This window comes from Phreatobacter aquiterrae (genome assembly GCF_053471285.1).
This window is the reverse complement of sequence record NZ_JBJPHW010000002.1, coordinates 381,269-407,770: the sequence shown is the minus strand read 5'-3', so window position 1 is coordinate 407,770 and position 26,502 is coordinate 381,269. Positions and strand designations below refer to the sequence as shown.

The window sequence follows — 26,502 nt, the reverse complement described above, 5'->3', positions numbered from 1 at the left end:
CCCCGTGACCGTCGACATCCTCCTGCAGGCCTTTGCCCTCGTCTTCCGCTGGGACGTGATCCTGATCATCATCGCCTCGGGCATGTTCGGCATGTTCGTCGGTTCCATGCCGGGCCTCACCGCCACCATGGCGACGGCGCTGCTCATCCCGGTCACCTTCTTCATGGACCCGGTGCCGGCGCTGGGCGCCATCGTCACCGCCACGGCCATGGCCATCTTCGCCGGCGATATCCCCGCCGCCATGCTGCGCATGCCCGGCACGCCCGCCTCGGCCGCCTATACGGACGAGAGCTACCTGATGGGCAAGAAGGGGCAACTCGACCTCAATCTCGGCACCAACCTCGTCACCTCGGCGCTCGGCGGCCTCATCGGCGTCGCCATCCTGGTTCTGGCCGCCCCCGCCCTCGCCGAGTTCGCGCTGGCCTTCTCCAGCTTCGAATATTTCTGGCTCGCCGCCCTTGGCCTCACCTGCGCGGTGTTCCTCGCCACCAATGACCCGGTGAAGGGGTTCGCCTCGCTCTTCCTCGGCCTCGGCATCGGCACCATTGGCATCGATCCGGCCGCGGGCTTCCCGCGCTTCACCTTCGGCACGGTAGAGCTGATGCAGGGTGTCAGCTTCATCCCGGCCATGATCGGCATGTTCGCGATCTCGGAACTGCTGCGGGGCGTCACAAGCATGCAGACCACCAGCGAGGCGGTCACCCAGCGCGTCGGTCACGTCTTCAAGGGTGTCGGCGGCGTGCTCCGCAAATACTGGTTCAATTTCCTGCGTGGCTCGGGCATCGGCGTGGTCATCGGTGCGTTGCCGGGTGCCGGCGCCGACATTGCCGCCTGGATTTCCTACGCGGTCTCCAAGCGTTTCTCGAAGGAACCCGAGAAGTTCGGCACGGGCCATGTCGAGGGCATTGTCGATGCCGGCGCCGCCAACAACTCCGCGATCGCAGCCGCCTGGATTCCGGCCCTCGTCTTCGGCATTCCCGGCGATTCCATCACGGCCATCGTCATCGGCGTGCTCTACATGAAGGGCATGAACCCCGGCCCGACCGTCTTCCTGCAGAATCCGCAGCTCATCTACGCGGTCTTCATGATCTTCATTCTCGCCAACCTCCTGATGCTGCCGCTCGGCTGGGCGGTGATCAAGTCGGCCAAGCAGATCCTGCGGGTGCCGAAGAACGTCCTGCTGCCGCTGATCCTCATGTTCTGCGTGGTCGGCTCCTACGCCATGACCAATTCCACCTACGGCATCATCATCATGCTGGCGCTCGGCGTCTTCGCCTTCATGCTGGAGGAGAACGGCTTCCCCGTCGCGCCGATCATCCTCGGCCTGGTGCTGGGCGAGATGTTCGAGCAGAACTTCATCACCTCGATGATCAAGTCCGACGGCGCGTTCCTCGCCTTCTTCTCCCGGCCCATCGCCGGAATCCTCGGCGTGGCGACCATCGCCATCTGGCTCATCATGCTCTGGCGCATGGGGCCGTGGGCGAAGACGAAGCCGGCGGCGGCATGACGCGTTGACCTGAGCGGCCCGGGCTGGCATTCGATCATCGGATGCAGCCAATTCGTCTCGTTATTTTCGATTTCGACGGAACGCTCGCCGACAGCGAAGCCTGGTTCGCCGCCACGCTGAATCAGGTCGCCCGCAAGTTCGGCTTCCGCGAAACAGGCTTCCACGAGCGGGAGAGGCTTCGCTCGCTCTCCAGCCGCGAGATCATCGGCGAGCTCGGCGTGCCCTTGTGGAAGATGCCGCTCATCGTTGCGCATCTGCGCCAGCTCGCGAACCGCGATATCGACCACATTCCGCGCTTTCCCTGGGTGGAGAACCTGTTCGCCCAGCTGACGGCGGCGGGGACCGCCATCGCCATCGTCAGTTCCAACACGGAAGAGAACATCCGGCGCGTGCTGGGCCCGGCGTCCGTCCATGTCGCCGCATTCGGCGCCGGCGCGTCGCTATTCGGCAAGGCGGCGCGCTTCCGCCGGGTGCTCAAGCGCCTCGGCGTTCCCCCCAGCGCCGCGATGGCCGTGGGCGACGAGGTCAGGGATATCGAGGCGGCCCGGCAGGTCGGCGTCGCCTCGGTGGCGGCCGGCTGGGGCTTTGCCACGGCAGACGCCTTGCAGGCGGCCCATCCCGATGCCTTCGCCGCCGACGCGCCGATGCTGGCGGATATTCTGCTCGGGGCGAGGGTTCCGGTCTGATCAGGGCCTTGCCGGCGGCGGCTCGAGGCTTTCAGTCGTCACCGCCCGTGCGGTTTCCGGCTGGCCGGCCATCGGCGCCTGCTCCTGCGGCGGGCGCAGTTCAGAGGGCAGGGGCGGCGCCTCGGCCACCTGCGGCAGCGAATCCTCGATCACCGGCGGCTGGCTGATCTTGCCACCGATCAGGCGGACGATCTCGGGGGCCTCGGCGAAGGTGCCGTGGCGCACAAGGTCGGTCCACCCCGTGGCGCTCATCGTGAAGACGCGCACGCCGAGGCCGGAGATGATGCGCCGGTGCTCGGCATTGCGCACGTCGAGGGCGCCGAGCCGCTGGCGGTCCCAGGCGACGGTGGAGGAGGCGGCCAGCGCCCTGTCGTCGGACTGCACGAAGAGCGAGATGCGCGAGGGCCGCGAGATGCGCGCCATCTGCTGGCGGAACACCTCGACGTCGAGGTCGGGCGCCGCGAGGATCACTTCGCCGAGGCGGCCGCCGAGCTCGCCGTTGCCGGCGATGGAGGCCTGCCGCAGCGCCTCCATGGTCAGGAAGGCCCCCATGGAATGGGCGAGGATGTGGATGCGGCCGACGCCCGGCGTGCGGCCGAGATCGGTCAGGAGCCTGTCGAGCGCGTCGCGTGAGGCGGTCGCCACCTCGCGGTCGCCGCCATAGGCGAGGACGCGGCGGTAGCTCGGCCAGGTGAAGAGCACGTGCGTGCCGCGGAAGCCACCGTCCGCCGCCACCTGGACGATACGGAAGGCGGCCTCGTCGTAGTCGGTGTTGAAGCCGTGGACATAGACCAGCACGTCGCGCTGGTCGTGGGGCTTCGACGCGACGGCCTCCGCGACCTGCTGACGGAAGGCGTCGGGCGTGACCGCCGCGCGGTCGGCGAGCATGGCGTGCCGGCGCGGGTTCTCAGGAGTGATCTGCGGCCGCGGAATGGTGCCGGTGGCCCGGCCCGGCGGCATGGAGACGATCTGGCGATAGAAGCGGGCGCGCTCTGCCGAGGGGGCGCCCAGACTGTCGCCGCGGAAGGCGGGACGCGTCGAGGCGACGAAGACCGGCGTCGTGGTCGGCGTAGCGGCAGGGGCGGTCAGGCCGCCGAGCGAGCCGGTGATGCCTGTCAACCCGGTCGTGCCGAAGCAGCCGCCAAGCGCCAGCGCTGTTGCGGCCAGAACGGCCAGGCGAAGGGCGGCGAAGGGTGCGGCGACGGGGGCAGTCGACGGCCGGGACATGAGCAAAGGCTGCGCGGGATGGGGGTCGATCCAGATGGACGCCCGGAGGTGGCTGAAGGGTGAAGATCGCGCCGCAGGGCGGCTCGTCTGTCCTGCCGCGTAACCATGGCGCGTGGCCGCAATGGGGCGGGAGGGAGGCGCGAGGCGGCATCGAATCGCTCGCCTCGCGGGCGTGGCTTTGATACCACGCCGCCATGCGCGCCCTTCCCGATCCCGCCCAGTTGGCCGAGGCCATCCGTTCCGGCGACCGGGCCGTGCTGGCCCGGGCGATCACTCTGGTCGAATCGACGAAGCCCGACCATCAGGCGCTGGCCCGGCAACTCGTCCAGATTCTCCTTCCCGACACCGGCCGCGCCATCCGCATCGGCATCACCGGCGTTCCCGGTGCGGGAAAGTCGACCACCATCGACACCTTCGGCTCCAACCTGACGGCGGCCGGCCACCGCGTCGCGGTTCTGGCGGTGGACCCCTCGTCCTCGCGCACCGGCGGCTCGATCCTCGGCGACAAGACCCGTATGGCGCGCCTCGTCAACGACGACCGCGCCTATGTGCGGCCCTCGCCGTCCTCGGGCACGCTGGGAGGCGTCGCCGCCAAGACGCGCGAGACCATGCTGCTCTGTGAGGCGGCGGGCTTCGACGTGATCCTCGTTGAGACGGTTGGCGTCGGCCAGTCGGAGACGGCGGTCGCCGACATGACGGACCTCTTCCTCGTGCTGATGCTGCCGGGCGCCGGCGACGAGTTGCAGGGCATCAAGAAGGGCATCCTGGAGCTGGCCGACATCATCGCCGTGAACAAGGCGGATGGCGACGGCGCGACGCGCGCCAGGGCGGCGGCGGCGGAATATCGCGCCGCGCTGCACATCATGGCGCCGAAGTCGCAGGTCTGGTCGCCGCCGGTGCTGATGATCTCGGGCCTTGCGAACATCGGGCTGGACGCGCTCTGGGATCAGATCGTGGCGTTCCGGACAAAGACCGAGGCTGCCGGCGATTTTGCCGCCAAACGCCGCGCCCAGGGCGTCAAGTGGATGTGGACCATGCTGCAGGAGCGCGTCGCCGAGCGGCTGAAGCGCGATCCCGTGCTGAAGGCGCGCCTTCCCGCGCTGGAGGCCGACGTCGCGGCCGGCCGCCTCGCGCCCATGGTGGCGGTGGAGGAGATCGCCGGGGTGCTGGGGCTCTGAGGTCGCAGAGCAGGCGTCCGCAGTATCGCCCCTTTGCCACTCCCCGCCACGCGCATGACCCGCGCCCGTCGGCGGCACTTCCCCTCGCGACGTTCCCCGCGCACCATCCGCCCGTCATCAGCAGGGGAACAGCGACAGTGGCCAAGGCACCGATCTGGCAGTGGGGGGCGGTCGAGACCGCCAAGGCGATCAAGTCCGGCAAGGTCTCGTCGGAGGAGGTGGTCAAGGCGAACATCGATCGCATGAAGGCGGTCAATCCGAAGCTCAACGCCGTCGTCGTCGACCTGTCGAAGGACGCGATCAAGGCCGCGAAGGCCGCCGACAAGGCGCTCGCTAGGGGCGATGCGGTCGGGCCACTGCACGGCGTGCCGGTCACCATCAAGATCAATCTCGACGTGAAGGGCCAGGCCAATTCCAACGGCGTCGTCGCCTTCAAGGACAATATTGCGCCTGACGATTCGGCGGTCACCGCCAACCTGCGCAAGGCCGGCGCGGTCATTGTCGGCCTCACCAACACGCCCGAATTTTCCATGCGCGGCTTCACCGACAACCCCCTGCATGGCCTCACCCTCAATCCCTGGGATGCGGCCATCACCTGCGGCGGCTCCTCGGGCGGCGCCGGCTCGTCGATTGCGGCCGGTATCGGCGCCATCGCCCACGGCAACGACATCGGAGGCTCGCTGCGCTGGCCGGCCTTCTGCAACGGCGTCGCCACCATCAAGCCTACGCAGGGGCGGATCCCCGCCTTCAACCCGACGCAGCTCAACGGCGACGAGCGCCCGCTGATGGCGCAGTTCATGTCCTCGCAGGGGCCGATCGCCCGGTCGGTGGCCGATGTCCGCCTCGGTCTCGAGGTCATGGCCCAGCGCGACCCCCGCGACCCCTGGTGGGTGCCCGCGCCCCTGAAGGGGCCGAAGCTCAAGGGGCCGATCAAGGTCGCCTTCGCGAAAATCCCGTCGGACATGAAGACCGATACCAAGGTGATCTCGCTCGTCCGCACGGCGGCCGACCATCTGGCCGATGCCGGCTATGACGTGAACGAGGTCGAACTGCCCGATCTCGACGGCACCTGGAAGCTCTGGTCCGACCTGATCTTCACCGAGCTGGCGGTGCTGCAGGAGGCGACCATGCGCCAGCACGGCAGCCCCGACTTCATCACCGCCATCGAGGCCATGAAGAGCGCCAGCACGATCCTCGACCGCGAGGGCTACATGAAGGCGATCGCCCGGCGGTCGCGCGTGCTGCGCAACTGGCTGCTGTTCCTCGAGGAGTATCCGGTCATCCTGACGCCGCTGTCGGTGCAGCAGACGCCCTCTTACAACGCCGACCTCGAAGGGCCGGAGCGTGGCCACGACCTGTTCTGGAACGACCTGCGCTTCATGTCGGCGATCAACGTGCTCGGACTGCCGGCGGCCGTCGTCCCTGTCGGCCTCGTCGACGGCAAGCCGATCGGCGTGCAGATCATCACCTCGCGCTATCGCGAGGATGTCTGTCTCGATGCCGCCGCGGCGATCGAGAAGAAGGCGGGCACGGTCGTCCAGCAGCTCTGGGCGCGCGGATGAGGTGGGGCGCGGGGGCCGGGCCGGCCTCCGCCGCCTGCCTCACTTCTGCGGGCCGGAAATCGGCGGGCTCGAATCCTTGCCGGTATAGTCGACCCAGGCGAGCACCGAGCCGAACCCGACGAACACCACCAGAACCAGCCCCAGAAACATGGTCTCGGTCATATGTCCCCTCCCGGACTTTAGGGGCTGCATTGAGCCGATTGCCGGGGCCGGTGGCGTTGATTCACGTCAAGAGCAGATGTCCCGCCGGCTTTCGCGCGCAAGCCGCTTGGCGTTGACGGCAGGGCATTGCTAGAACGGACGACCTTTCCCGGTCAGCCCCAGGATCAGATCATGGCCGACGACGCCCTCCTCATCGGCAAGAGCACCAAGCAGGAATGGCTGGCGCTGAAGTTCGGCAACCGCCATGGCCTGATCACCGGCGCCACCGGCACCGGCAAGACGGTGTCGCTGCAGGTCCTTGCCGAAGGCTTCTCCAACGCCGGCGTTCCCGTCTTCGCCGCCGACATCAAGGGCGACCTTTCCGGCGTCGCCGCCATGGGCGAGGAAAAGCCCTTCATCCTTGAGCGCGCCAAGACCGTCGGGCTGGAATGGCACGCCGATTCCTTCCCTGTCGTGTTCTGGGACCTCTTCGGCGAGCAGGGCCATCCGATCCGCGCCACCGTCGCGGAGATGGGGCCGCTTCTGCTGTCCCGCCTGATGGACCTCAACGAGATCCAGGAAGGCGTCATCAACATCCTGTTCCACTATGCCGACCAGAACGGCCTTGCGCTGCTCGATCTGAAGGACCTGCGCGCCGTGCTGCAGGAGCTCGGCTCGAACAAGGAGTTGCAGAACGAGCTGCGCGCCGCCTACGGCAACGTCTCCGCTGCAAGCGTCGGCACCATCCAGCGCCAGTTGCTGACCCTGGAGAAGCAGGGCGGCTCGCATTTCTTCGGCGAACCGGCGCTGGCCCTGAAGGATCTGATGCGCACCGACAAGGACGGCCGCGGCACCATCAACCTGCTGGCCGCCGACAAGTTGATGGAAAGCCCCAAGCTCTATTCCACCTTCCTGCTCTGGCTGCTGTCGGAGCTGTTCGAGGAACTCCCCGAGGTTGGCGATCTCGACCGGCCCAAGCTGGTCTTCTTCTTTGACGAGGCCCATCTCCTGTTCAAGGACGCGCCGAAGGCGCTCATCGAGAAGATCGAGCAGGTCGTCCGCCTGATCCGCTCGAAGGGAGTCGGCGTCTATTTCGTCACGCAGAACCCCCTCGACGTGCCTGAGACGGTCCTCGCCCAGCTCGGCAACCGCGTCCAGCACGCGCTGCGCGCCTTCACCCCGCGCGACCAGCGGGCGGTGAAGGCCGCGGCCACGACGTTCCGCCAGAACCCGAAGCTGAACACCGAGGAGGTGATCACCCAGCTCGGCAAGGGCGAGGCGCTGGTCTCGACGCTCGAGGGCAACGGCGTGCCCTCCATCGTCGAGCGGACGCTCATCTGTCCGCCCTTCGCGCGGATCGGCCCGGTGTCCGAGCAGGAGCGCCGCCAGATCCTCGCGAAGAGCCCGTTCCGCGGCAATTATGACGAGACCATCGATTCGGAATCGGCCTACGAGATCCTGCAGAAGCGCGCGCAGCAGAAGCTGCGGGAGGCCGAACAGGCCGAACAGGCGCAGCAGGCCGGGACCGGCGGGCTCGGAGGCCTGCTCGGCTCCATCCTCGGCGGCAGCTCCGCACCGGCTCCGAAGGGTCGTGGCCGGCCGCCCATGTCGACCACCGAGGTCATCATCAAGAACGCGTCCGGTTCTCTTGCGCGCAGTGTCGGCACGCAGATCGGGCGGGCCATCATGCGCGGCGTGCTGGGGGGGCTCGGCCGTCGGTGAGGCCGAAATCGACGCGATCGCATCAATTGAAGCTAAATTCGTAGAGGCTCTCTAACAGGGCGACGCTATTCGGCTCATCCCGGTGCATGTTCGGGAATGGGCAGATGGCTGGGGTGAAGCGGATACGCACGGCGCGGGTTGTCGTGCTGCGTCTGGACGGGGTCGATGCCGGGACGGCGGCCGAGCGCCTGCAGAGCCTCGGCATGGTTCACGCGGTCGGCCTGTCGAATGCCACCGAGCTCAGCGTCCATATCGAGGGCGGCAAGGTGGACGTGGTGGTGATTGCCGCCACGGCGCGGCAGCCAGCCCTCGTGGATGTATCGCCGGCAGGCCTGCTGCCGCCGCCCGCCGCCGCGATCAGGGCCGGCATCCCCTGTCTCCTGCTTGCCGAGAGCATGTCCCGCACCCTCAAGCGGTCGGCGCTGGCCTGTGGCTATGCGGCGGTCATGGGCGCCGACAGCGCCCCGCGGCTCATATATCGCCGCGTCGGCGCCTTGATGCAGCGGGTCCGCCGCCTCGGCCGCGCCCGCGATGCCACGGATCAGATGGATGCGCCGGAAGCCGTCGTCGTGAAGAGCTGATCCGCGCCGCCGGTCGTTGCAATCCGGGGCGGGCTTGCTAGCGTCCCGGCCTCCCTTTCCCGCCTGCCGCAACCGGACCCGTGACACCATGACAACGCGACCCGTCGACAAGGTTCTCGCCGCCGTCGATTCCGGGCTCGACCAGAGCCTCGACCGCCTCTTCCAGCTCCTGCGGATTCCATCGATCTCCACCGACAGCGCCTTCGCCAGGGACTGCGCCGCGGCCGCCGACTGGCTGGTGGCAGACCTGACGAGCCTTGGCTTCGAGGCCTCGGCGCGCGCCACCGGCGGCCATCCGGCGGTGGTGGCGAAGAGCGCCGGCGGCGCGGGGCCGCACGCGCTGTTCTACGGCCACTACGACGTGCAGCCGGTCGATCCCCTGGACCTGTGGGAGACCCCGCCCTTCGAGCCGCGCATCGCCACCGCGCCGGACGGGTCGAAGCGGATCGTCGCGCGCGGCGCCTGCGACGACAAGGGTCAGGTGATGACCTTCGTCGAGGCCTGCCGCGCCTGGAAGGCGGTGACAGGATCGCTGCCCGTTGGCGTGACCATGCTGATCGAGGGCGAGGAGGAGAGCGGCTCGAAGCACCTCTTCGACTTCGTGAAGGCCAACAAGGCGGACCTTGCCGCCGATGTCGCCCTCGTCTGCGACACCGGGATGTGGGATGCGAACACGCCGGCCATCACCACCTCGCTGCGCGGCATCGTTTCCGACGAATTCAAGGTCGTGGCCGCCAACCGCGACCTGCATTCCGGCATGTATGGCGGTGCCGCCGCCAATCCCATCCATATGCTGTCGAAGGTCATCGCCTCGATTCACGGCACTGACGGCCGCATCACCATCCCCGGCTTCTACGACGGCGTCGAGGACCTCCCCGCCGACATCCTCGCGGACTGGAAGGCCCTCAACCTGACGGCCGAGGATTATCTGGGGGCTATCGGCCTCAAGCATCCGATCGGCGAGAAGGGTCGGCTGCTCATCGAGATGATCTCCTCGCGCCCCACCTGCGACATCAACGGCATCTGGGGCGGCTACACGGGGGAGGGCGGCAAGACGGTCATCCCGTCGGAAGCCTGGGCCAAGGTGACGATGCGCCTCGTCGGCAAGCAGGACCCGGTAAAGGTCCGGGACGCCTTCCGCGCCCATGTCCGGTCCATGCTGCCGGACGACTGCACGGCCGAGTTCTTCGGCTCGCGCGGCAGCCCGGCCCTGGCGCTGCCGTGGGACATGCCGGTGCTCGCCAAGGCGCGCGAGGCGCTGACGGCGGAATGGAACCGCAAGGCCGTGACCATCGGCTCCGGCGGGTCCATCCCCATCGTTGGCGCCTTCAAGGACGATCTCGGCCTCGATTCGCTTCTCGTCGGCTTCGGCCTCGAGGACGACCGCGTCCACTCGCCCAACGAGAAGTACGACCTGAAGAGCTTCCACAAGGGCATTCGCTCCTGGGTTCGCATCCTCGACGCTATCGCCGATTGACGTCCTCAGTCCGGCCGGGGCGGAGGTGTCTCCTCGCGGCCGTCCGCTCTCCAGGCGCGGATGCCGCGTGAGCGGCCGGGTCCGCACGCCTCGTCGGCGAGGCCATAGCTGCGCGCCAGCGCCGCCAGGGCGAGCTTCAGCACGATCCTGGCGGTGCGGACGGGCCAGCCCCGGTCGCGCTCGGCCTCTTCCAGCCCCTTCAGGAAGCCGCAGACGTCGAGAAGCAGGGAACTGAACTCCGGCCCCACGGCGACGATGGCGCGGTCGAGGCGTTGCCGCGCCGCGATGACGACGTCGGCATAGTCCAGGGCCTCGCCTGCGCGGCCACCGGAGACGGGCGCGGCCCAGGCGGCGCCGAGTTGCGGCGACAGGCCGGCCAGGGTGAAGTCGCGGCGGAAGCGCTCCCCCGCGGCGATCTCGCCCGGCGACAGGAACGGCCGTCCGGCGGCATCCTTCCGACTGGCGAGCCAGCGCAGCGGGCTCTCCGCCAGATTGATCTCCACCGGCCCCTCCGGCGTGTCGATGGTCTGGCGCAACTGGTGCGCCCGGCGGAACCGGTCGTCGTCCGGGGACGGGGTGTCGTACGTCGTGCGGCGGCTCATCGTCCGGCTCCCTTCGCCAGGGCGGCCCCGCGCAGCGGCATCAGGATCGCTTCCAACTGGGACAGGCGCCGGTCGAAGCCCGGATCGTCGCGCCAGTCCTCGATCCGTCGCAGCGCGTGGCGCACCGTCGCCCTGTCGCGTCCGAACGCCGACGACAGCCTGGACAGGTCGTGGCCGAGGGCGACATGGGCGAGATAGATGGCCAGTTGCCGGGCCGCTGCGACATGGGCTTCGCCGCGGGTGCCGCAGAACAGCGCGGCCGGGTCGACCCCGGAGACCCAGGCGGCGAGGGCGGTGGCGACATCGATGCCGGCATCCCGTGCGGAGCGGGGCGAGGCGGAACAGGTCTGGCAAGAACGCATCACCATGGGAACCTCCGATTAAAGGACAATAATCCTCATTCGGATCGCGACCAATGGTGATAAGTTTTTATTCCTCTGTGGGCACGTCGACTGCTGCCAGATCAGAAATGACGTGATTCATCAGCATGTTGTCCACGAGAGACAACCTGTGAGATGTAAAATACACTGATAAGTTGTCCCCATGCATCGTCGATGCGCGATCCTTCCGGCCAGACGCCGGGAGGTGACGATGAAACGAGTGGAGCAATCGCGCTGCCGCATCCGCAGCTGGCGCAGCGAGACCGTGGCGGCCACGGAGACCCTCGGCCGGCGGCTGCTGGCCGGAGAGGCCCTGTTCGGGCGCCGGGCGGACCGCCGCGCCCTGCAACGCCGGCTGGAAGGCGAGCTGCGCGCCGAGCGGTCGAAACGGTCGGGCGATCCGGCCGGCTACGATCTCGGCCGTCACGCGGCGCTGATCGGGGCCGTGGCCTTCCTCGGGGCGGCCGGCACGCACAAAAAAGCGCCGCCCGGCGGACCGGACGGCGCTTGGCGAAAGCCTGGAGCGGCGATCAGCGGCCCTTGCGGCGGCGCTGCTGGCCGAGGCCCATCTGCTTGGCGAGCTGCGAGCGGGCAGCCGCATAGTTCGGCGCGACCATCGGGTAGTCGGCCGGCAGGCCCCACTTCTCGCGATAGTCTTCCGGAGACAGATTGTACTGGGTGCGCAGGTGGCGCTTCAGCGACTTGAACTTCTTCCCGTCTTCCAGGCAGATGATGTAGTCGGGCGTGATCGACTTCTTGATCGGGATCACCGGCTTCGGCGGCTCGGCGGGAACCTCGATCTTGCCGGAGGTCACATTGATAAGAGCGTTGTGAACGCTGCCGATGAGGCCCGGAAGGTCGGCTGCGGAGACAGAATTGTTGCTCACATACGCCGAAACGATATCGGCGGCGAGCTCGATAAAGTTGTTGGCAGTCGACGAGTCGGCCATGGTGATGGAATCCTTCGACATGCGACGTTCAGTCATGCGTCGCGAATGGGAGCGTTGTGCTCGATTGCTGAAATGACAGGGCCCTTGGTCGATCACGCTGGGGTAAAGCGACTCAAGAGAGTGTCAATGAAAGGCAGATACTGCGGTTCAGCTTGTCTTGCAAGGCCGTCGGTGCTGTTCGTAAGTAAAAAAAGGACAGTAGTGGACGTATCCGTTGGTTTCCCGTAGGCCATTTTCACAATCGCATGTCGGAATGCGAGAAGCGCGAGCAAGAATGCAACCTGACGTTCTTGGGTAAGCTGGCGAGCACCGTCGCACTGTCCCGCGCAGCGATACACAGAATTGCCGACCGCAGGCATCGCCCTGTCTCCATGATCCATGCCAATACTGAAACAGACCGGTACGGTCGTTCCGGTCGCATCCCGAGCCGCACCTTGCCCTACGGAAGCCTGATGATTCTCCATCCCCTTGCCGCCCCGGCCCCCACCGCCGCCCGGCACCCGACCGAAAGAACCGTTCATGGCGCCGTCTTGCGCGACGACTACGCTTGGCTGAGGGCTGGCAACTGGCAGGAGGCGCTGCGCGACCCGGCGGTTCTTCCCGCCGACATCAAGGCGCATCTGACGGCGGAAAACGCCTATGCGGAGGCGGTGCTGACGCCGGTGAAGCCGCTGATCGAGGCCATGGTCCGCGAGATGCGCGGGCGCATCAAGGAGGACGATTCCTCCGTCCCCGCGCCGGACGGCGCTTGGGACTACTACGACCGCTATCGCGAGGGCGGCCAGCACCCGATCGTCTGCCGCCGTCCGCGCGGTGAGGAGGGCGGCGAACAGATCATGCTCGACGGCGACGCGCTCGCCGAGGGCAAGGCCTTCTTCGATCTCGGCGGCGCCGCCCACAGCCCGGACCACCAGCGCCTCGCCTGGAGCTTCGACGACAAGGGCTCCGAGTACTTCACGCTGAAGGTGCGCGACCTGACGAGCGGCGCGGACCTCGGCGACATCATCGGCGAGACGGGCGGCGAGGCCGTGTGGACCAGCGATGCCTCGACGCTCTACTACATCAGGCTCGACGAGAACCATCGTCCGCTCCGCATCTTCCGTCACGCGATCGGCACCGACACCGCCGGTGACGCGCTGGTCTTCGAGGAGAAGGACACCTCCGTCTTCGTCGGCATGGGCGAGACCACCGCCGGCGGGCTCGCGATCATTTCCTGTTCGCAGAGCGATTCCACTGAGACCTGGGTTCTCGACCTCGACGATGTGCAGGCGGCCCCGCGCCTCGTCCTGCCACGCGCCGGCGAGGTGAAGTCCTATCCCGACTACCACCCGGACTATCTCGGCGCGAAGACGCTGTTCATCCGCACCAATGACTACGCGGAGGACTACCGCATCGTCTCCGCCCCGCTCGCCGATCCCCGCCGCGAGACCTGGACGGAGGTGGTGCCGCACCGGCCCGGCATCCTCGTCCTCTCCGCCAGCGTGTTCCGCGACTGGCTGGTGCGTCTCGAACGCGAGAACGCCCTGCCGCGCATCGTCATCCGCAACCTGACCAGCGGTGAGGAGCACGCCATCGCCTTCGACGAGGAGGCCTATTCGCTCGGCGTGCTGTCCGGCTACGAGTTCGACACCGACACGCTGCGCTTCGTCTATTCCTCGATGACGACGCCGAACGAGACCTGGGACTACGACATGCGCGCGCGCAGCCGCGTGCTGCGCAAGCGCCAGGAGGTCCCGTCCGGCCACGATGCCGCGGACTACGTGACGCGGCGCCTGCTGGCACCGGCAGCCGACGGCGAGACAGTCCCCGTGTCGCTGGTCTACGCCAAGGGCACGCCGCTCGACGGCACCGCCCCGGTCCTGCTCTACGGCTACGGCTCCTACGGCGCATCCATGCCGGCCTCGTTCTCCACGGCGCGGCTGTCGCTGGTCGACCGCGGCTTCGTCTATGCCATCGCCCATGTGCGCGGCGGCATGGAGAAGGGCTACCGCTGGTACCGGAACGGCAAGCGCGAGCACAAGGCGAACACCTTCTCCGACTTCATCGCCTGCGCCGAGCACCTGATTGCGGAGGGTCTCACGGCGAAGGGCCGGATCGTCGCGCAGGGCGGCTCGGCCGGCGGCATGCTGATGGGGGCGGTCGCCAACATGCGCCCGGACCTCTTCGCCGGCATCCTGGCGGAGGTTCCCTTCGTCGACGTGGTCAACACCATGCTCGACGACACCCTGCCGCTGACACCGCCGGAATGGCTCGAATGGGGCAACCCCATCGCCGATCCGGAGGCATTCCGGCGCATGCGCGCCTATTCACCCTATGACAACGTCGCGGCGCAGGACTATCCGCCGATCCTGGCGCTGGCCGGGGTCTCCGACCCGCGCGTCACCTATTGGGAACCGGCGAAATGGGTGGCGCGGCTGCGCGCCACCAGGACCGATGGCAACCCCGTCCTGCTGGTGACCAACATGGACGCCGGCCATGGCGGTGCGGCCGGACGCTTCGACCGTCTCGCCGAGGTCGCGCGCTCCTACGCCTTCGCCGTGGCGGTGACGGGCGCGTCGCAGACGCCGGTTCAGTAGTCCCGGCGGCCGCCGAGCTTCAGCGACAGCGCGAGATGGGCGAGGCCGACCAGGCCGAGCCCGACCGCTGCAATGCCGAGGCCGGGCGTGCCGCCGAGGCTCTTGGCGATCCCGGCGAGGCTCGCGCCCAGCGCCGCGCCGCCATAGATGCAGGCGGCATTGAGCGACAAGAGAACCTGAAGGCGCGCCGGGTCGAGCGAGACGAGGCGCGCCTGCTGCGACACGCCGATGGTCCAGCCGAGCATGCCCCAGAGGAACAGGATGACGCCGCCGAGCCAGGGCTCCCAGGCGATGAAGGTCAGCGCCGCCATGAAGGGCAGGGGGCCGGCCGCCGAGATCAGCAGCGTCCGGTTGGCGCCGATGCGGTCGACCAGGAAGCCGCCGAGCGCGTTGCCGGCGACCGAGCCGACGCCATAGACGATCAGCAGGGTGGCGACGATGCCGGGGCCTCCGCCGGTCTTCTCCTCGATGATCGGCGAGAGGAAGGTGTAGGGGATCCAGGCCGCTCCCATCACCGTCACCGTCACCAGCACGGCCAGCGCCAGCCTTGGATCGGTCATGGCGCGGGCGAGATCCCCGAGGGTTGCCGGCGCGATGGCGATGTTCGCCGGAACCCGCAGCCACAGCGCTCCGGCCATGACCACCGCGACGGCGGCGATGCCGATGAACAGCCAGGGCCAGCCGATCGTGAAGCCGATCGTGCTCGCCGCCGGAATGCCGATGACCTGCGAGACGGTGAGGCCGGCATAGACGGCGGCCAGCGCACGGCCCCGCTGGGCGTGCGGCACGGCCATCATGGCCACCCCGGCGGCGGCCGGCGAATAGAGGCCCGCGCCGAAGGCGAGCACGATGCGGCCGGCATAGAGCACCGGAGGGTTGGTGGCGGTCGCGGTGAGCAGGGCGCCGGCTGCGATCATGCCCATGCCGATGACCAGGACCGTGCGGCGGTCGAGGCGCCCGGTGATCGAGGCTCCGATCGGCGAGCCGATGGCATAGGCGAAGGCATAGGCGCTGATGATCCAGCCTGCGCCGACCGGGGAGAGGGCAAGATCGCGGGATATCGGCGTGATGACGCCGATCACGCCGAAAGCGCCGAAGCCGACGATGAGCATGCCGATGGAGAGAAGGACGAGCAGAGCCATCGGGCCTCGTGACTGGGCAGGCGGAAGCGGGGGAGCGGCGTCGCGGGAGGCGACCCTATACGAAGCCGCCGCCGCTCACGATGATGTGGATGGTCATAGCCGCTGCCGCGCTGGAACATGGCATGGGCAAACGGGAGGGCAGCATGGCGTCAGGTCGTGACCGGGAGGTGTCGAGACGCCTCGCCCTCGGGCTTGCGGCGGCGGCTGCGGCGCCGCGCCTTGCCGGGGCGCAGCGTCCGGTGCCGGTGGACGTCCTGCTCGCCCTCGCCGCCGACGGTTCCGGCTCCATCGACAACGATGAACTGCGTCTCCAGCGCGAAGGCTATGGCCAGGCGCTCGTCTCCCCCGAGGTGCTCTCGGTCATCGCGAAGGGGATCAACGGCGCCATCGCCGTCATCTACACCGAATGGGGCGGCCCGACCTCGCAGCATGTCATCGTCGACTGGACGCTGATCCGTGACGAGGCGAGTGCGAAGGCCTTTGCGGCCGAACTGCTGGTCCGCCCGCGCGCGGCACGAGGCTACAATTCCATCTCCGCCGCCATCGATTTCTGCGTGAACCTGATGGAAACCGGCCCCTATCGCGGCCTGAAACGCGTCATCGACGTCTCGGGTGATGGGCCGAACATCGGCGGACGCGCCGTGGAGGCGGCCCGCGATGACGCCGTCGCCAAGGGCATCACCGTCAACGCCCTGGCGATCATCAGGCCCGGCGGGAGCGTGCCGGCCCGCATCGGCCAGCCGCTGTCGGACTATTACCGCGAGGCGGTCATCGGCGGCCCCGGCGCCTTCGTCGAGGTAGCGGACGAGAACCGGTCGTTTGCCGACGCGGTCAGGCGGAAGATCGTGACGGAGATTGCGTGAGGGGGGGCCGGGCCTCGTAGCGGGGAGGCCGGTCGTTGACACGCCGGTTCGAGCAACTGGCTCCGCTTCACCTCTCCCCGGCGGGGAGAGGTCGGCTGCGCCAGCAGCCGGGAGAGGGGGACAAGCCCCTGCCGGCAAACACTCTCCCTCTCGCCCGCCTCGCTGCTCTCGGCGACCTCTCCCCGCCGGAGAGAGGTGGAGGCGCTGCCGTCGCGCGCATCGCAGAGGCAGCGCCGGCTGCACGCGTCGGCAAAAATGCAAAACCCCGGCGCGAGGCCGGGGTTTTCTTGAAATCAGCGGGGCCGAGAGCCTCAGGCGGTCGCCTTCTGGAACATCTCGTCGACGTAGTCCCAGTTGACCATGTGCTCGACGAAGGCCTTGAGGTAGTCGGGACGGCGGTTGCGGTAGTCGATGTAGTAGGAATGCTCCCACACGTCGCAGCCGAGGATCGGCGCCGCGCCATGCACCAGCGGGCTCTCGCCGTTCGGCGTCTTCATCACGACGACCTTGCCGTTCTGCACGGCGAGCCAGGTCCAGCCCGAGCCGAACTGCGTGATGCCGCCCTGGATGAAGTCCTCCTTGGCCTTGTCGACCGAGCCGAAGCCGTCGACCAGCGCCTTCTCCAGGCCGCCCGGGATCTTGCCGCCGCCATTCGGCTTCATCCACTTCCAGAAGTGGATGTGATTGTAGTGCTGGCCGGCGTTGTTGAAGATGCCCGCATTCTTGCCGTAGGAGCCCTTCACGACGTCCTCGAGGCTCTTGCCTTCGAACTCGGTGCCCTTGATCAGGTTGTTGCCGTTGGTGACATAGGCCTGATGGTGCTTGTCGTGGTGATACTCGAGCGTTTCCTTCGACATATAGGGCTGCAGCGCATCGTAGGCGTAGGGAAGATCGTCGAGTGTGAAGGCCATGACACCGTCTCCTGATGGGGGCCGGCCGCGCCATGATCGTGGGCGGACGGTCTGATACGAACCAACAACCCTCACATAGGCCCACCGTTCCTTCGCGGCAATTGCCCGAATGCCATGGCGTGGTGTAGTTGCGGGAATCTGACGGCTCGCCTTGGATAGGTCGTTTTTTGGCGGCTCAACGGGTGCCGGGAGCGGACGATACGTCCGCGCGGGGTGAAAGGACGAACCATGGCCCTCATTCTGAAGGTGGTGGCCGCCGTGCTGACTGCGATCGGAGCGGCGACGCTCTACTGGGGCACCAGCCCCTCGCTGCTCAGCCTCGGCAATACGGTGATGATCGTCGGCTCTGTCATCGGCGCCGGCGGAATCGTCCTCTTCGGCCTCGCCGCCGTTCTGGGGCAGTTGCAGGTTCTCGGCGCCAAGCTCGACGGCCTCCAGGGCATGGCGGTCGGGCCGACCGATGTCCCGGCGCCGGCGGCCGTGGCTGAACCTCTTCATGGCGAACCCTTTGGCGCCGGAACGCTTCACGCCGAACCAATGCACTCCGGGCCGCACGCGCCGATCGCCGCTCCCCTGGTCGAGCCGGATCTGCGTCCTGCGCCCGAGCCGGTGCTGGCTCCGCTGCCCACCCAGGCCCCGGAACCCGCTGCTGCGGTGCCGCCGACCCGGCGCTCCTTCGGCCTGCCGCCGCTGGCGACGCAGGCGCCTGTCGCTGCGGGTGCCGCCGTCGCGGGTCTTGCCGCCGGCACTTTCGCCGCCGCGGCGGCGCCGGCGCTGTCGGCGGACAAGACGGCCGACCGCGCTCCCCCGGTCGAGCCCGTTGCTGCCCTCGAGCCGCCGGCCGTGACACCTGTCATGCCCGCCATCGTCACGCCGGAAGCCGAGCGAGAGAAGGACGCCGAACGCGACAAGGACCGGGAGCGCGAGAAGGACGTGGAGCGCGCCGAGGACATCTTCGGAGATGCCAAGGACGCGGCCCCCGAGGACTTCAAGGCCATGCACGCATCGCCCGAACTCGACCATGCGGTCGAGGACCTGAAGGACGAGGTCAGGGCCGCCGAGGTCGATCTCGCTGCGTCGCAGGAGCAAGCTGGCGATGATGGCGGCGACGGACCGGTCGATCACCTCGCCTCGCTGGAGCGACTGCTGCTTGGCGCATCGGAAGGCGATGCCCGCGCCCCGGCCGAGCCCGAGCCGCTGGAGCGCGAGCACGTCAGTTCAGAGGAGCTTGAGCTGAAGTTCACCGACGCCGAACCGCTTGAGCCCGAGCCCTCAGCACCCGAGATGGTGAAGACCGCGACGTCGGAGCCCGTGGCCACGCCGCCGGGTCTCGACACCGACGACTTCATGGCGCGCCTGCGCGAGACCATCTCACGGCCGGTCGCTCCCCCTGCGCCGCTACCCGACTTCCCCGCTGAAATGCCGAAGGCGGGGTTCCGGCCCGAGCCGCCCGCCGCCGAGCCAGCGCCGCCGATGTCCATCGAGGAGGAACTGGAGCGTGCGCTGAAGGCCTCGCTCGAGGCGCCGCAGCCGGATCCGGTGAAGCCGGTCTATGTCGAGCCGCCGAAACCGGCGGAGCCGGCGCCTTTCCTGCGGCCGCTCCCGCCCGAGCCGCTGAAAGCGCCCGCCTATGCCCCGGAGCCGGTCGCGGACAGGGAGCCGGACAGGCGCGATGATCCGATGGCGGCCCTCGCCCGCGACTTCCCCGAGCTCAACGACATCCTGAGCCCGAAGAAGCCCGCCGCCGATCCCGCCGGCTCGCTCATTGACGACCTGAAGGACATCTTCGAGCCGGTCGCAAGACCCGGTGGCCGCCAGGAGCCTACCTTCGCCGCCCCCGCCTTCGCCGAGCCCGCGCCGCCGCCCTCAACGCCGAAGCCGCCGCTGCTGCGCGAGGGCGTCATCGCCACCATTCCGTTCCGGCTCTACGGCGACGGAACGATCGAGGCGGATCTTCCCGAGGGAACCACCCAGTTCGCCTCGCTCAGGGACTTCCGCGCCCACGTCGGCGGCTGAGGTCGGCCATTGACGGGCGGCCCGGCGCACCGCCGGGCCTACCCTTCGACGCTTTGCCCGGCCTCAGACCCGCAGACCTTCCGCCGCATAGGCGAAGTAGAGATCGCGCGCCTTGCGGCCGATCGGCCCCGGCTGCAGGGCCCGGTCGTCGATCTTCGTCACCGGCATCACCTTGGAATAGTTGCCGGAGGTGAAGATCTCGTCGGCCGCCTCGAAGTCGGAATAGCGCAGGCTCTGCTCGACCACCGTCACACCGGCCTGCTTGAGCAGGGCGACGGTGCGCTGGCGGGTGATGCCGTTCAGGAAGGTGCCGTTCGGGATCGGCGTATAGACCACGCCGTCCTTGACCATGAAGATGTTCGACGTCGCGGTCTCGGCGACGTTTCCGACCATGTCCATCACCAGGCAGTTGTCGAAGCCGCGGGATTTCGCCTCGCGCAGCGCCCGGCCGTTGTTGGGATAGAGGCAGCCGGCCTTGGAATCGGTCGGGGCGTTCTCGATGGTCGGGCGGCGGAACTTGGACAGGGTGATCGACATGCCGGTGGGCGCGCCCATCGGCGCCTCGTAGATGCACAGGCAGAAGCGCGTCGAGTCCGGATCGGGCAGGATGGCGTTCGGACCGTCGGTCTCGGCCCAGTACATCGGCTTCACGTAGAGCGGCGTCTTGCCGTCGAATTTGCGGGCGCCGTCGCGGGCGAGCCCGACGATGTCCTCGGCCGCCATGGTGGCCTTGAGCCCCAGCGCCACGGCCGAGCGGTTCACCCGCGCCGCGTGCATGTCCATGTCGGGCATCAGCCCGTCGAAGACGCGCGCGCCGTCGAAGACGGAGGAGCCGAGCCAGAACGCGTGGCTGCGTGGGCCGGTCAGCGGCGGATTGCCCTCGAGCCAGTCACCGTCGACATAGGTGCGGGTTTTCGACCACGTGGTCATGTTTCTTCTCTCCTTGCGCGGGAGCGGAAATCTATCCCGCCCGGCGGCGGCGTCACCATGAATTGTGGTGATCCCAGCCGCGCAGGAAGTCGATGGATGAGGCGGGCTTGCTGCGGCGCGCTTGTGGCCCGAAGCTCGTCGCAATCGGGGAGGACGCCATGCCGGCCAATACCTTCATGTTCGATGCCTACGGAACGCTGTTCGACGTCCATTCCGCCGTGCAACGGGCGGGCGCGCCGCTCGGGCCGCTCGCCGAGCCCGTCTCGCAGCTGTGGCGGTCCAAGCAGCTCGAATATTCGTGGATCACCACATTGATGGGCGGCTTCGAGGACTTCTGGACCCTGACCGGGCGCGGCCTCGACTTCGCCCTCGCCCGCCACGGCATTGCCGATGCTGCGCTCAGGGCGCAACTGCTCGACGCCTATCGCACCCTCGACGCCTATCCCGACGTCGCCCCCGCCCTCGGTCGGCTGAAGGCCGCCGGCAAGGCCACCGCGATCTTCACCAACGGCACCCGGGAGATGGTGGATGCGGCCATCGCCGCGGCCGGCATCGGCGCCCTGATCGACCATGTCGTTACGGTGGAAGGTGTCGGCGCCTACAAGCCGGTTCCCGCCGTCTATCATCATGCCATGGGCAGCGTCGGCGTCGGCCAGCCCGGCGAGATCGTCTTCGTCTCGTCGAACCGATGGGACGTCGCGGGCGCGGCCGCCTTCGGCTTCGTGCCGGTGTGGATCAACCGCACCGCCATGCCGAACGAATATCCCGGGGCCGATCCCGTAGCGACGCTTGCCGACCTCTCCGGGCTCGCGCCGACGCTCGCCGGCTGATCAGGCGGCCATGGCCCGCTGGGCGTCGCGGCGGATGCGGTCGATCATCGAGCGCACGCCGTTGGAGCGCTGCTGGGTGAGATGCTGCTCGAGGCCGAAGGAGCGGAACAGGTCGAAGGCGTCGTCGCCGACGATCTCCTTCGCCGGGCGGCCGGAATAATAGGCCATCGTCAGGGCGACGAGCCCCTTGACGATATGGGCGTCGCTCTCGCCCTCGTAGCGCAGCACCGCATCGGCGCCGGGATGGTCGACATGGGTCACCAGCCAGACATTGCTGGCGCAGCCCCGCACGCGGTTCTCCTCATTGCGCTCCTCCGGCTTCAGGGCCGGCATCTGCTTGCCGATCTCGATGAGATAGCGGTAGCGCTCCTCCCAGTCGTCGATCAGGGCGAAGGCGTCTTTGATCTCGTCGATCGAGGGCACGGTGAGGCTGGTCATGCGGCCGGATATAGTCCGGTCCGACCCTGAAACAAAGCCCTCGGGCTTCGCGGCCTCAGGCCGGCCGGCGCGGCGGCATCGGCGCCCTGAGCGGCGCATTGCCGGCCGGGGCCTGGACGCCGCCGAACGGCACCTGCAGGTCCGCCGGGGTCAGCGTGTCCTGTGCGGTCGGAGCGGCGGTGCCGATCAGTTCGCGCTGGGCCGTATCCGTGACCATGCCGACGCCGCGGGCGCAGGTCTCCGCATGGTCGCGGCACAGTTGCGCGGCGCCGCGGATCACCGCGCTCGCCACCTGGCCGCCGGTCGGCAGGTCGCTGGACGCCGTCTGCGGCGCGGGGGCCGAAGGCGGCAACACGTAGAAGACGAGGCCGAGCCAGAAGGCGGCCTTGAGGAGGAATGACATGACGCCGTTTCCGGTCGTTGGAGCCCTGTATCCGGGCGGTCGTTGTCGCCTCGAGGGCACCGCTCCGGTTGCCGCAATCATGTCCGCGACCCATGAACAGGGCCTTGGCGGACAAGGTGAATCCGCCGGAAACCGGTCTCAATTCCGGTTAAGGTTTATGCAAATCGCACCGGCCGGTCCGGGCTGGCGGCGGCAAGGCTTTCTTCACCATGGCGCGCAAAACGGCGGTGTCGCCGGTTTTGCCCCCGCTGCCCTCTGCCGACTTAGCGTTTCCTTCACGCGGCGGTGCGATCGTTTCGGCATTGAGAACGGCGGATGCCGCGTGTCGGGGTGAGTGCGTTGCGTGAAAGCGCGTTGATCGGTTCGGTGAGGTCCTATCTCGACGGCCTGGTGCATCCGGCCGCGACGGTGGATCCCGTCGTCTTCACCCGCCACAGGGCCTTCATCGCCACCCGCCTCGTGCCGGGCCTGATCGCGCTCTCGGCGCTGCCGCTCTATCTGGCTTTTCTCGGCGTTCCCGGCCCGGTCGAGGCCATCGCGTTCGGCTGGCTGGTCCTGCCCATCGCCATCGCCTTCTATCTGTCGCGCACCGGCGCCTATGAGCAGGCGCATCTGTTGTCGGCGGCGGCCCTCACCGGAATCGTCGGCCTCATCGCCTTCCTCTCCGGCGGGCTGACCTCATTCGCCGTCATCTGGTTCGCCCTGGTCCCGGCGGAAGCCGTCCTGTCGGGATCGCGCCGCGTCGTGACCGCCGCCGGCGCGATGGTCGTTTCCGCCGTGGCGCTGATCGCCGTGGCGCACCAGGCCGGCTGGCTGCCCGCCGCCGGCCTCGAGGTCGGGATGCTGGGCCTTGCCTCCTTCATCTCGGTCGCAACCGCCGTGATCTACGCGCTGGGCCTTGCCCTCTCGGCGGTCATGGTGAGCCGCGCCGGCGAGGAGATCCATTCGGTCGGCGAACAGCGCTATCGGCTGCTGGCCGAGAACATGACCGACCTCATCACCTGCCATGGTCCCAACGGAGCCGTGGTCTTCGCCTCTCCGGCCGCCGAGCGCGTCGTCGGCGCGCCGTCCTACGGCCTGCACGGCCAGGGCCTGTTCGACCGCGTCCATGTCGCCGACCGGCCGGTCTATCTGAGCGCCCTGTCGATCGCCTCCTCGCGCCGGATCGAGGCCGCCGCCGAGTTCCGCCTGCGCCGCGAGACCGGCGAGGGCGGCGAGCCACGTTTCATCTGGGTCGAGATGCGCACCCGGCCGCTGACCTTGCCGGGCGAGAACCAGCAGGTCGTCTCGGTGCTGCGCGACGTCTCCGAGCGCAAGATCCACGAGGCCGCCGTCGAGGCGGCCCGCGATGAGGCCGACCGCGCCAACGAGGCGCGCGGCCGCTTCCTCGCCAATGTCAGCCATGAGCTGCGCACGCCGCTGAACGCCATCAACGGCTTCTCCGAAATGCTGATGCACGAGGAGGACATGCGCCTCGACCAGGCGCGCCGCCACGAATACGCGACCCTGATCCGTGATTCCGGCGAGCACCTGCTGAACCTGGTCAATTCGATCCTCGACATGTCGAAGATCGAGAGCGGCCATTTCGAGATCACGCCCGAGCCCTTCGCCCTGCCGCCGCTGATCGCCCAGTGCGTGCAGATGATGGAGCTCAAGGCCTCGGCCGGCGGCGTCCTGCTCACCGCCGAACCCGCGTCCGGCGTGGACGAGGTGGTCGGCGACAAGCGCGCCTACCGGCAAATCCTGCTCAACCTCGTCTCCAACGCGGTCAAGTTCACCAAGCCGGGCGGCTCCGTCACGATCGGCCTGCGCCGCGACGGCTCGTGGCTGTCGCTGTCGGTCAGCGACACCGGCATCGGTATCGCGGCCAAGGACCTGCCGCGTCTCGGCAGCCCGTTCTTCCAGGCCCGCTCCAGCTACGACCGGCCCTATGACGGCACCGGCCTCGGCCTGTCGGTGGTGAAGGGCCTCGCCGAACTGCACGGCGGCCGCATCGAGGTCACCTCGGCGGTCGGACGCGGCACGCGGGTGACCCTGCGCATGCCCATCGACTGCGAGGGCCACGGCGTGGTCGAGCCGCTGCCGCTCGCCCGGGCGCCCGCCGCGCTCCGGCCGGACACCATCCAGGAGGGACGGAAAATTGCGTGACGCGACCTATGACGACGAGGATCTGCGTCCCCGCCGTGGACGCGCCGCGCATGACAGGGACGACGCGGCGCCGCGCGTCTCGCTCTGGCGCCGGATCATGGGGCAGCATCCCGGCGACCGGGTCGCGCTGGCGCTGATGGGCTTCATCGCCGCCGGCATCGTCGCCAACGCCCTGGTGCGCCAGTCCGGACCGCATCCGGCCCCCCTGTTCGCCACCGCCGTCATCCGGCCGGCCCCGGTGCCCGTGGCGCGTCCCGCCGACGTGCAGCAGACGGCGAGCATCACGGCGCGCCAGACCGAGGTCACCCCGGCCGCCTCGCCCGCCTCCCAGCCGGCCGGCCGGCCGCGTTCGGATATCGTCGCCGACGTGCAGCGCGAGTTGCAGCGCCGCCGCCTCTATGACGGCACCATCGACGGCCTGACCGGCCCGAAGACCGAGGCCGCCATCCGCACGTTCGAGACCAACTCCCGTATTCCGCCGACCGGCGAGGCCACAGAGGCCCTGCTGGCGCGGCTGAAGCGCGGCGGTCCGGCCCAGGCCGCCGCCCGTCCGGCATCCCCGGCTCCCGCCGCCCGCGCGCCGCAGGGGCCGCAGAACATCGCCGATCTCCTGTCCCGCGACCCGCGCGCCGTGCCGGCCGCCCGGCCGCAGCAGGCCCCGCGCGACCGCTCGATCGGCGACCTCATCGCCGCCGATACGGGCCAAGCGCGCCGCTGATGCGGGTCACCTCCGACTTCTGGGTCTCGGCCTTCATCCGCAGGGTCGGCCTCGAGGGCGGCTTCGCCACCCTGCGCCGCCGCGGTGCCGCTGAAGCCGGCGCCATCGCCGTGACCGTATCGCGCGCCGCCGACCGGCTGGTCGCGCTCTACCTGCAGGCGCCGCAATCGGCCTTTGACAACGAGCGTCCCGCTGACCGGCTCTTCGTGCCGGCCTGGCCGGAGGTCTTCGTCGAGGAGATGCGGGTGACGGAAAAGCTGGGGCGCGAGGTGTCCTACGATCCGGACCTGTGGATCGTCGACGTCGACGATCGCGACGGCCGCTGCTTCCTCGATATCGCGAAAGTCTAGCCCGACCCGACCTCAGGAACCCTTGAAGGTGCGGTTCGTGGCCGGCCGTGCCGACGGCGCGCGCGGCGCGGTGCGTCCCGTGGTCGAGGCCGCCTGCCGGGCGCCGACCCTGTCGGACGCATCCGCCGCATAGACCGGCTGGTGCCGGGTCGTCCGTGCCACCACTTCCTGGCCCGCCGCGGCCTGCCAGGAGCGCAGGATCGTCACGGCAGCGACCCTCGGCATGGCCTCGTAGAGCGCCGCGAGCGCGTAGATGCGCTCGACCGACGTGCCGATGGCCTCGTGGGCGAAGAGCAGGATGCGGGTGGTCGCCTGCGGGCCGAGGTCGAAGGCGCGGGCGCAGACGACCAGGGGCTCGCCGCCGGGATCGCCGGCGATGCGTCCTGCCAGCGACGGCTCCAGCGCAAAGGCCCGGGCGACGGCCTCGGCGAGCGCATGGGCGCGGCGCGACAGGGCGGCGACCTCCAGCCCCTGGCCGAGTTCGGCGGCGCGAGGACCAGCGCCGGGCGGCAGGGTGGTCGGGCTCATGGCGAGTTCGGCAATGATGGATTCGCGCTGGCTGGCCGAACCCGAGAGGAAACGCCGGCCGATCTCGGCCGGGCCTGAGCCGGAGGACGTGCGGGCAGGGGCTGGAACCCGACCGACGCGCGCCGCGAGGGCGGCCCTGATCACCGGGTCGTCCATCTCCTCCAGCGCCACCAGCGCGGCAAGGCCGATATCGTCGCGCTCGGCCACGGCCAGCGCCTTGGCGAGGTCGCCGGAGCGCACCGCCAGGAACAGGTCGTCGTCGGACAGCGCCCGGCTGTGCAGCAGGACCGGTCGGGCGACGGCGCCGACGTCTGCGGCGAGCCGCCGGGCGACCGCCGTCGGCGTCTGCCGATGCCCGGCGAGCTTCTCCGCGACGATGGCGCGGTCGGTCTCGCTGGACTTGGGCAGCAGGTTGAGGACGAGTTCGCCGAACCGCGTCACCTCCGCGGCCGGATGATGGCTGTCGATGACGAACTGGTCGACCAGGACCCTCAGCAGCGTCGGCCGCACGTCGATGCCGTTCGACCGCGCGAGACCGATGAGACGCTGGACGCTGGGAAGGCTGGAGGACGACATGCGGAAGGGGCGACCGGATTGCCGGAGGAACGACTGCCGACAATACGAATGACTTCGCTA

Annotated in this window: 25 protein-coding genes; 14 read left to right on the top strand and 11 right to left on the bottom strand. The window is 68.8% G+C overall.

Annotated elements, in window-relative coordinates:
- The first annotated feature begins 4 nt into the window (after positions 1-4).
- Both ACJ4V0_RS04475 and ACJ4V0_RS04470 read left to right on the top strand, forming a co-directional pair.
- Complete coding sequence (locus ACJ4V0_RS04475; protein ID WP_448298354.1) at positions 5-1,507, top strand: tripartite tricarboxylate transporter permease; 1,503 nt, start codon at positions 5-7, stop codon at positions 1,505-1,507.
- Between the two features lie 41 nt (positions 1,508-1,548).
- Positions 1,549-2,193 carry an HAD hydrolase-like protein gene (locus ACJ4V0_RS04470; RefSeq protein ID WP_448298353.1) on the top strand — a complete coding sequence of 215 codons (645 nt, stop codon included), beginning with the start codon at positions 1,549-1,551 and terminating at the stop codon, positions 2,191-2,193.
- On the opposite strand, the gene ACJ4V0_RS04465 is transcribed toward ACJ4V0_RS04470, so the two are convergent.
- The gene (locus ACJ4V0_RS04465) at positions 2,194-3,420 is read right to left on the bottom strand and encodes an alpha/beta hydrolase (RefSeq protein WP_448298352.1); all 1,227 of its coding nucleotides are present in this window, start codon (positions 3,418-3,420) and stop codon (positions 2,194-2,196) included.
- 194 nt (positions 3,421-3,614) lie between these two features.
- Here ACJ4V0_RS04465 and meaB point away from each other — a divergent pair, with 194 nt between their 5' ends.
- Complete coding sequence (meaB, locus tag ACJ4V0_RS04460; RefSeq protein WP_448298351.1) at positions 3,615-4,598, top strand: methylmalonyl Co-A mutase-associated GTPase MeaB; 984 nt, start codon at positions 3,615-3,617, stop codon at positions 4,596-4,598.
- Positions 4,599-4,714: 116 nt separating this feature from the next.
- Entirely contained in the window at positions 4,715-6,160 is a 1,446-nt protein-coding gene (locus ACJ4V0_RS04455; protein ID WP_448298470.1) for an amidase family protein, read from the top strand.
- Between the two features lie 39 nt (positions 6,161-6,199).
- Here ACJ4V0_RS04455 and ACJ4V0_RS04450 read toward each other — a convergent pair whose 3' ends face one another.
- A complete protein-coding gene (locus ACJ4V0_RS04450) occupies positions 6,200-6,322 on the bottom strand; it encodes a hypothetical protein (RefSeq protein WP_448298350.1) in 123 nt (40 codons plus the stop codon).
- Positions 6,323-6,493: 171 nt separating this feature from the next.
- Between ACJ4V0_RS04450 and ACJ4V0_RS04445 the strand changes: the two genes are divergently transcribed.
- The 3 genes from ACJ4V0_RS04445 (at position 6,494) to ACJ4V0_RS04435 (ending at position 10,081) form a co-directional block, all read left to right on the top strand.
- Positions 6,494-8,023 carry a helicase HerA-like domain-containing protein gene (locus ACJ4V0_RS04445; RefSeq protein WP_448298349.1) on the top strand — a complete coding sequence of 510 codons (1,530 nt, stop codon included), beginning with the start codon at positions 6,494-6,496 and terminating at the stop codon, positions 8,021-8,023.
- 104 nt (positions 8,024-8,127) lie between these two features.
- Positions 8,128-8,604 (top strand): hypothetical protein, encoded by a 477-nt coding sequence (locus tag ACJ4V0_RS04440; RefSeq protein ID WP_448298348.1) that lies wholly within the window; start codon positions 8,128-8,130, stop codon positions 8,602-8,604.
- Between the two features lie 88 nt (positions 8,605-8,692).
- On the top strand, positions 8,693-10,081 hold the full coding sequence (locus tag ACJ4V0_RS04435) for a dipeptidase (RefSeq protein ID WP_448298347.1): 1,389 nt from the start codon (positions 8,693-8,695) through the stop codon (positions 10,079-10,081).
- 5 nt (positions 10,082-10,086) lie between these two features.
- Here ACJ4V0_RS04435 and ACJ4V0_RS04430 read toward each other — a convergent pair whose 3' ends face one another.
- The 3 genes from ACJ4V0_RS04430 to ACJ4V0_RS04420 all read right to left on the bottom strand — a co-directional run bounded on the left by ACJ4V0_RS04430 (position 10,087) and on the right by ACJ4V0_RS04420 (position 12,034).
- A complete protein-coding gene (locus tag ACJ4V0_RS04430) occupies positions 10,087-10,683 on the bottom strand; it encodes a DUF6456 domain-containing protein (protein ID WP_448298346.1) in 597 nt (198 codons plus the stop codon).
- The gene (locus ACJ4V0_RS04425) at positions 10,680-11,051 is read right to left on the bottom strand and encodes a helix-turn-helix domain-containing protein (protein ID WP_448298345.1); all 372 of its coding nucleotides are present in this window, start codon (positions 11,049-11,051) and stop codon (positions 10,680-10,682) included. The genes ACJ4V0_RS04430 and ACJ4V0_RS04425 overlap by 4 nt, the downstream gene beginning before the upstream one ends.
- Positions 11,052-11,593: 542 nt before the next feature.
- A complete protein-coding gene (locus ACJ4V0_RS04420) occupies positions 11,594-12,034 on the bottom strand; it encodes a Ros/MucR family transcriptional regulator (protein WP_448298344.1) in 441 nt (146 codons plus the stop codon).
- A 431-nt stretch (positions 12,035-12,465) separates the two neighbouring features.
- Between ACJ4V0_RS04420 and ACJ4V0_RS04415 the strand changes: the two genes are divergently transcribed.
- Positions 12,466-14,589 carry a S9 family peptidase gene (locus ACJ4V0_RS04415; protein WP_448298343.1) on the top strand — a complete coding sequence of 708 codons (2,124 nt, stop codon included), beginning with the start codon at positions 12,466-12,468 and terminating at the stop codon, positions 14,587-14,589.
- On the opposite strand, the gene ACJ4V0_RS04410 is transcribed toward ACJ4V0_RS04415, so the two are convergent.
- Positions 14,583-15,731 carry an MFS transporter gene (locus ACJ4V0_RS04410; protein ID WP_448298342.1) on the bottom strand — a complete coding sequence of 383 codons (1,149 nt, stop codon included), beginning with the start codon at positions 15,729-15,731 and terminating at the stop codon, positions 14,583-14,585. The two genes, ACJ4V0_RS04415 and ACJ4V0_RS04410, sit on opposite strands and share 7 nt — an antisense overlap.
- 143 nt (positions 15,732-15,874) lie before the next feature.
- Here ACJ4V0_RS04410 and ACJ4V0_RS04405 point away from each other — a divergent pair, with 143 nt between their 5' ends.
- Positions 15,875-16,594, top strand: a complete 720-nt coding sequence (locus ACJ4V0_RS04405; RefSeq protein WP_448298341.1) for a DUF1194 domain-containing protein — start codon at positions 15,875-15,877, stop codon at positions 16,592-16,594.
- A 311-nt stretch (positions 16,595-16,905) separates the two neighbouring features.
- On the opposite strand, the gene ACJ4V0_RS04400 is transcribed toward ACJ4V0_RS04405, so the two are convergent.
- The gene (locus ACJ4V0_RS04400) at positions 16,906-17,505 is read right to left on the bottom strand and encodes a superoxide dismutase (protein WP_448298340.1); all 600 of its coding nucleotides are present in this window, start codon (positions 17,503-17,505) and stop codon (positions 16,906-16,908) included.
- A gap of 228 nt (positions 17,506-17,733) precedes the next feature.
- Between ACJ4V0_RS04400 and ACJ4V0_RS04395 the strand changes: the two genes are divergently transcribed.
- Positions 17,734-19,521: a hypothetical protein gene (locus tag ACJ4V0_RS04395; protein WP_448298339.1), complete on the top strand. Its 1,788-nt coding sequence runs from the start codon at positions 17,734-17,736 to the stop codon at positions 19,519-19,521.
- 63 nt (positions 19,522-19,584) lie between these two features.
- Here ACJ4V0_RS04395 and ACJ4V0_RS04390 read toward each other — a convergent pair whose 3' ends face one another.
- Positions 19,585-20,451 (bottom strand): branched-chain amino acid aminotransferase, encoded by an 867-nt coding sequence (locus ACJ4V0_RS04390; protein WP_448298338.1) that lies wholly within the window; start codon positions 20,449-20,451, stop codon positions 19,585-19,587.
- Positions 20,452-20,609: 158 nt separating this feature from the next.
- Between ACJ4V0_RS04390 and ACJ4V0_RS04385 the strand changes: the two genes are divergently transcribed.
- Positions 20,610-21,281, top strand: a complete 672-nt coding sequence (locus ACJ4V0_RS04385) for a haloacid dehalogenase type II (protein ID WP_448298337.1) — start codon at positions 20,610-20,612, stop codon at positions 21,279-21,281.
- Here the strand turns inward: ACJ4V0_RS04385 and ACJ4V0_RS04380 are convergent, their stop codons facing one another.
- Positions 21,282-21,719, bottom strand: coding sequence for a SufE family protein (locus tag ACJ4V0_RS04380; protein ID WP_448298336.1), 438 nt, complete (start codon positions 21,717-21,719; stop codon positions 21,282-21,284). It lies immediately after the preceding gene.
- A gap of 55 nt (positions 21,720-21,774) precedes the next feature.
- A complete protein-coding gene (locus ACJ4V0_RS04375; protein WP_448298335.1) occupies positions 21,775-22,122 on the bottom strand; it encodes a hypothetical protein in 348 nt (115 codons plus the stop codon).
- Positions 22,123-22,488: 366 nt separating this feature from the next.
- Between ACJ4V0_RS04375 and ACJ4V0_RS04370 the strand changes: the two genes are divergently transcribed.
- Genes ACJ4V0_RS04370 through ACJ4V0_RS04360 form a run of 3 tightly spaced genes read left to right on the top strand, consistent with a single transcriptional unit; the run spans position 22,489 to position 25,338 of the window.
- Entirely contained in the window at positions 22,489-24,270 is a 1,782-nt protein-coding gene (locus tag ACJ4V0_RS04370; RefSeq protein ID WP_448298334.1) for a PAS domain-containing sensor histidine kinase, read from the top strand.
- Positions 24,263-24,988 (top strand): peptidoglycan-binding domain-containing protein, encoded by a 726-nt coding sequence (locus ACJ4V0_RS04365; protein ID WP_448298333.1) that lies wholly within the window; start codon positions 24,263-24,265, stop codon positions 24,986-24,988. The genes ACJ4V0_RS04370 and ACJ4V0_RS04365 overlap by 8 nt, the downstream gene beginning before the upstream one ends.
- Positions 24,988-25,338 (top strand): DUF1491 family protein, encoded by a 351-nt coding sequence (locus ACJ4V0_RS04360; RefSeq protein WP_448298332.1) that lies wholly within the window; start codon positions 24,988-24,990, stop codon positions 25,336-25,338. Before ACJ4V0_RS04365 ends, ACJ4V0_RS04360 begins: the two co-directional genes overlap by 1 nt.
- Positions 25,339-25,350: 12 nt before the next feature.
- Here ACJ4V0_RS04360 and ACJ4V0_RS04355 read toward each other — a convergent pair whose 3' ends face one another.
- Positions 25,351-26,442, bottom strand: coding sequence for a hypothetical protein (locus ACJ4V0_RS04355; RefSeq protein ID WP_448298331.1), 1,092 nt, complete (start codon positions 26,440-26,442; stop codon positions 25,351-25,353).
- Between the last annotated feature and the right edge of the window lie 60 nt (positions 26,443-26,502).

What these genes read in the sequence shown, in the direction of transcription:
- ACJ4V0_RS04450 (WP_448298350.1), bottom strand. Translation starts at nt 6,322, where the DNA reads ATGACCGAGACCATGTTTCTGGGGCTGGTTCTGGTGGTGTTCGTCGGG.
- ACJ4V0_RS04400 (WP_448298340.1), bottom strand. Translation starts at nt 17,505, where the DNA reads ATGGCCTTCACACTCGACGATCTTCCCTACGCCTACGATGCGCTGCAG.
- ACJ4V0_RS04385 (WP_448298337.1), top strand. Translation starts at nt 20,610, where the DNA reads ATGCCGGCCAATACCTTCATGTTCGATGCCTACGGAACGCTGTTCGAC.
- ACJ4V0_RS04465 (WP_448298352.1), bottom strand. Translation starts at nt 3,420, where the DNA reads ATGTCCCGGCCGTCGACTGCCCCCGTCGCCGCACCCTTCGCCGCCCTT.
- meaB (WP_448298351.1), top strand. Translation starts at nt 3,615, where the DNA reads ATGCGCGCCCTTCCCGATCCCGCCCAGTTGGCCGAGGCCATCCGTTCC.
- ACJ4V0_RS04440 (WP_448298348.1), top strand. Translation starts at nt 8,128, where the DNA reads ATGGCTGGGGTGAAGCGGATACGCACGGCGCGGGTTGTCGTGCTGCGT.
- ACJ4V0_RS04420 (WP_448298344.1), bottom strand. Translation starts at nt 12,034, where the DNA reads ATGTCGAAGGATTCCATCACCATGGCCGACTCGTCGACTGCCAACAAC.
- ACJ4V0_RS04410 (WP_448298342.1), bottom strand. Translation starts at nt 15,731, where the DNA reads ATGGCTCTGCTCGTCCTTCTCTCCATCGGCATGCTCATCGTCGGCTTC.
- ACJ4V0_RS04470 (WP_448298353.1), top strand. Translation starts at nt 1,549, where the DNA reads ATGCAGCCAATTCGTCTCGTTATTTTCGATTTCGACGGAACGCTCGCC.
- ACJ4V0_RS04415 (WP_448298343.1), top strand. Translation starts at nt 12,466, where the DNA reads ATGATTCTCCATCCCCTTGCCGCCCCGGCCCCCACCGCCGCCCGGCAC.
- ACJ4V0_RS04380 (WP_448298336.1), bottom strand. Translation starts at nt 21,719, where the DNA reads ATGACCAGCCTCACCGTGCCCTCGATCGACGAGATCAAAGACGCCTTC.
- ACJ4V0_RS04435 (WP_448298347.1), top strand. Translation starts at nt 8,693, where the DNA reads ATGACAACGCGACCCGTCGACAAGGTTCTCGCCGCCGTCGATTCCGGG.
- ACJ4V0_RS04360 (WP_448298332.1), top strand. Translation starts at nt 24,988, where the DNA reads ATGCGGGTCACCTCCGACTTCTGGGTCTCGGCCTTCATCCGCAGGGTC.
- ACJ4V0_RS04375 (WP_448298335.1), bottom strand. Translation starts at nt 22,122, where the DNA reads ATGTCATTCCTCCTCAAGGCCGCCTTCTGGCTCGGCCTCGTCTTCTAC.
- ACJ4V0_RS04430 (WP_448298346.1), bottom strand. Translation starts at nt 10,683, where the DNA reads ATGAGCCGCCGCACGACGTACGACACCCCGTCCCCGGACGACGACCGG.
- ACJ4V0_RS04355 (WP_448298331.1), bottom strand. Translation starts at nt 26,442, where the DNA reads ATGTCGTCCTCCAGCCTTCCCAGCGTCCAGCGTCTCATCGGTCTCGCG.
- ACJ4V0_RS04445 (WP_448298349.1), top strand. Translation starts at nt 6,494, where the DNA reads ATGGCCGACGACGCCCTCCTCATCGGCAAGAGCACCAAGCAGGAATGG.
- ACJ4V0_RS04395 (WP_448298339.1), top strand. Translation starts at nt 17,734, where the DNA reads ATGGCCCTCATTCTGAAGGTGGTGGCCGCCGTGCTGACTGCGATCGGA.
- ACJ4V0_RS04390 (WP_448298338.1), bottom strand. Translation starts at nt 20,451, where the DNA reads ATGACCACGTGGTCGAAAACCCGCACCTATGTCGACGGTGACTGGCTC.
- ACJ4V0_RS04425 (WP_448298345.1), bottom strand. Translation starts at nt 11,051, where the DNA reads ATGGTGATGCGTTCTTGCCAGACCTGTTCCGCCTCGCCCCGCTCCGCA.
- ACJ4V0_RS04405 (WP_448298341.1), top strand. Translation starts at nt 15,875, where the DNA reads ATGGCGTCAGGTCGTGACCGGGAGGTGTCGAGACGCCTCGCCCTCGGG.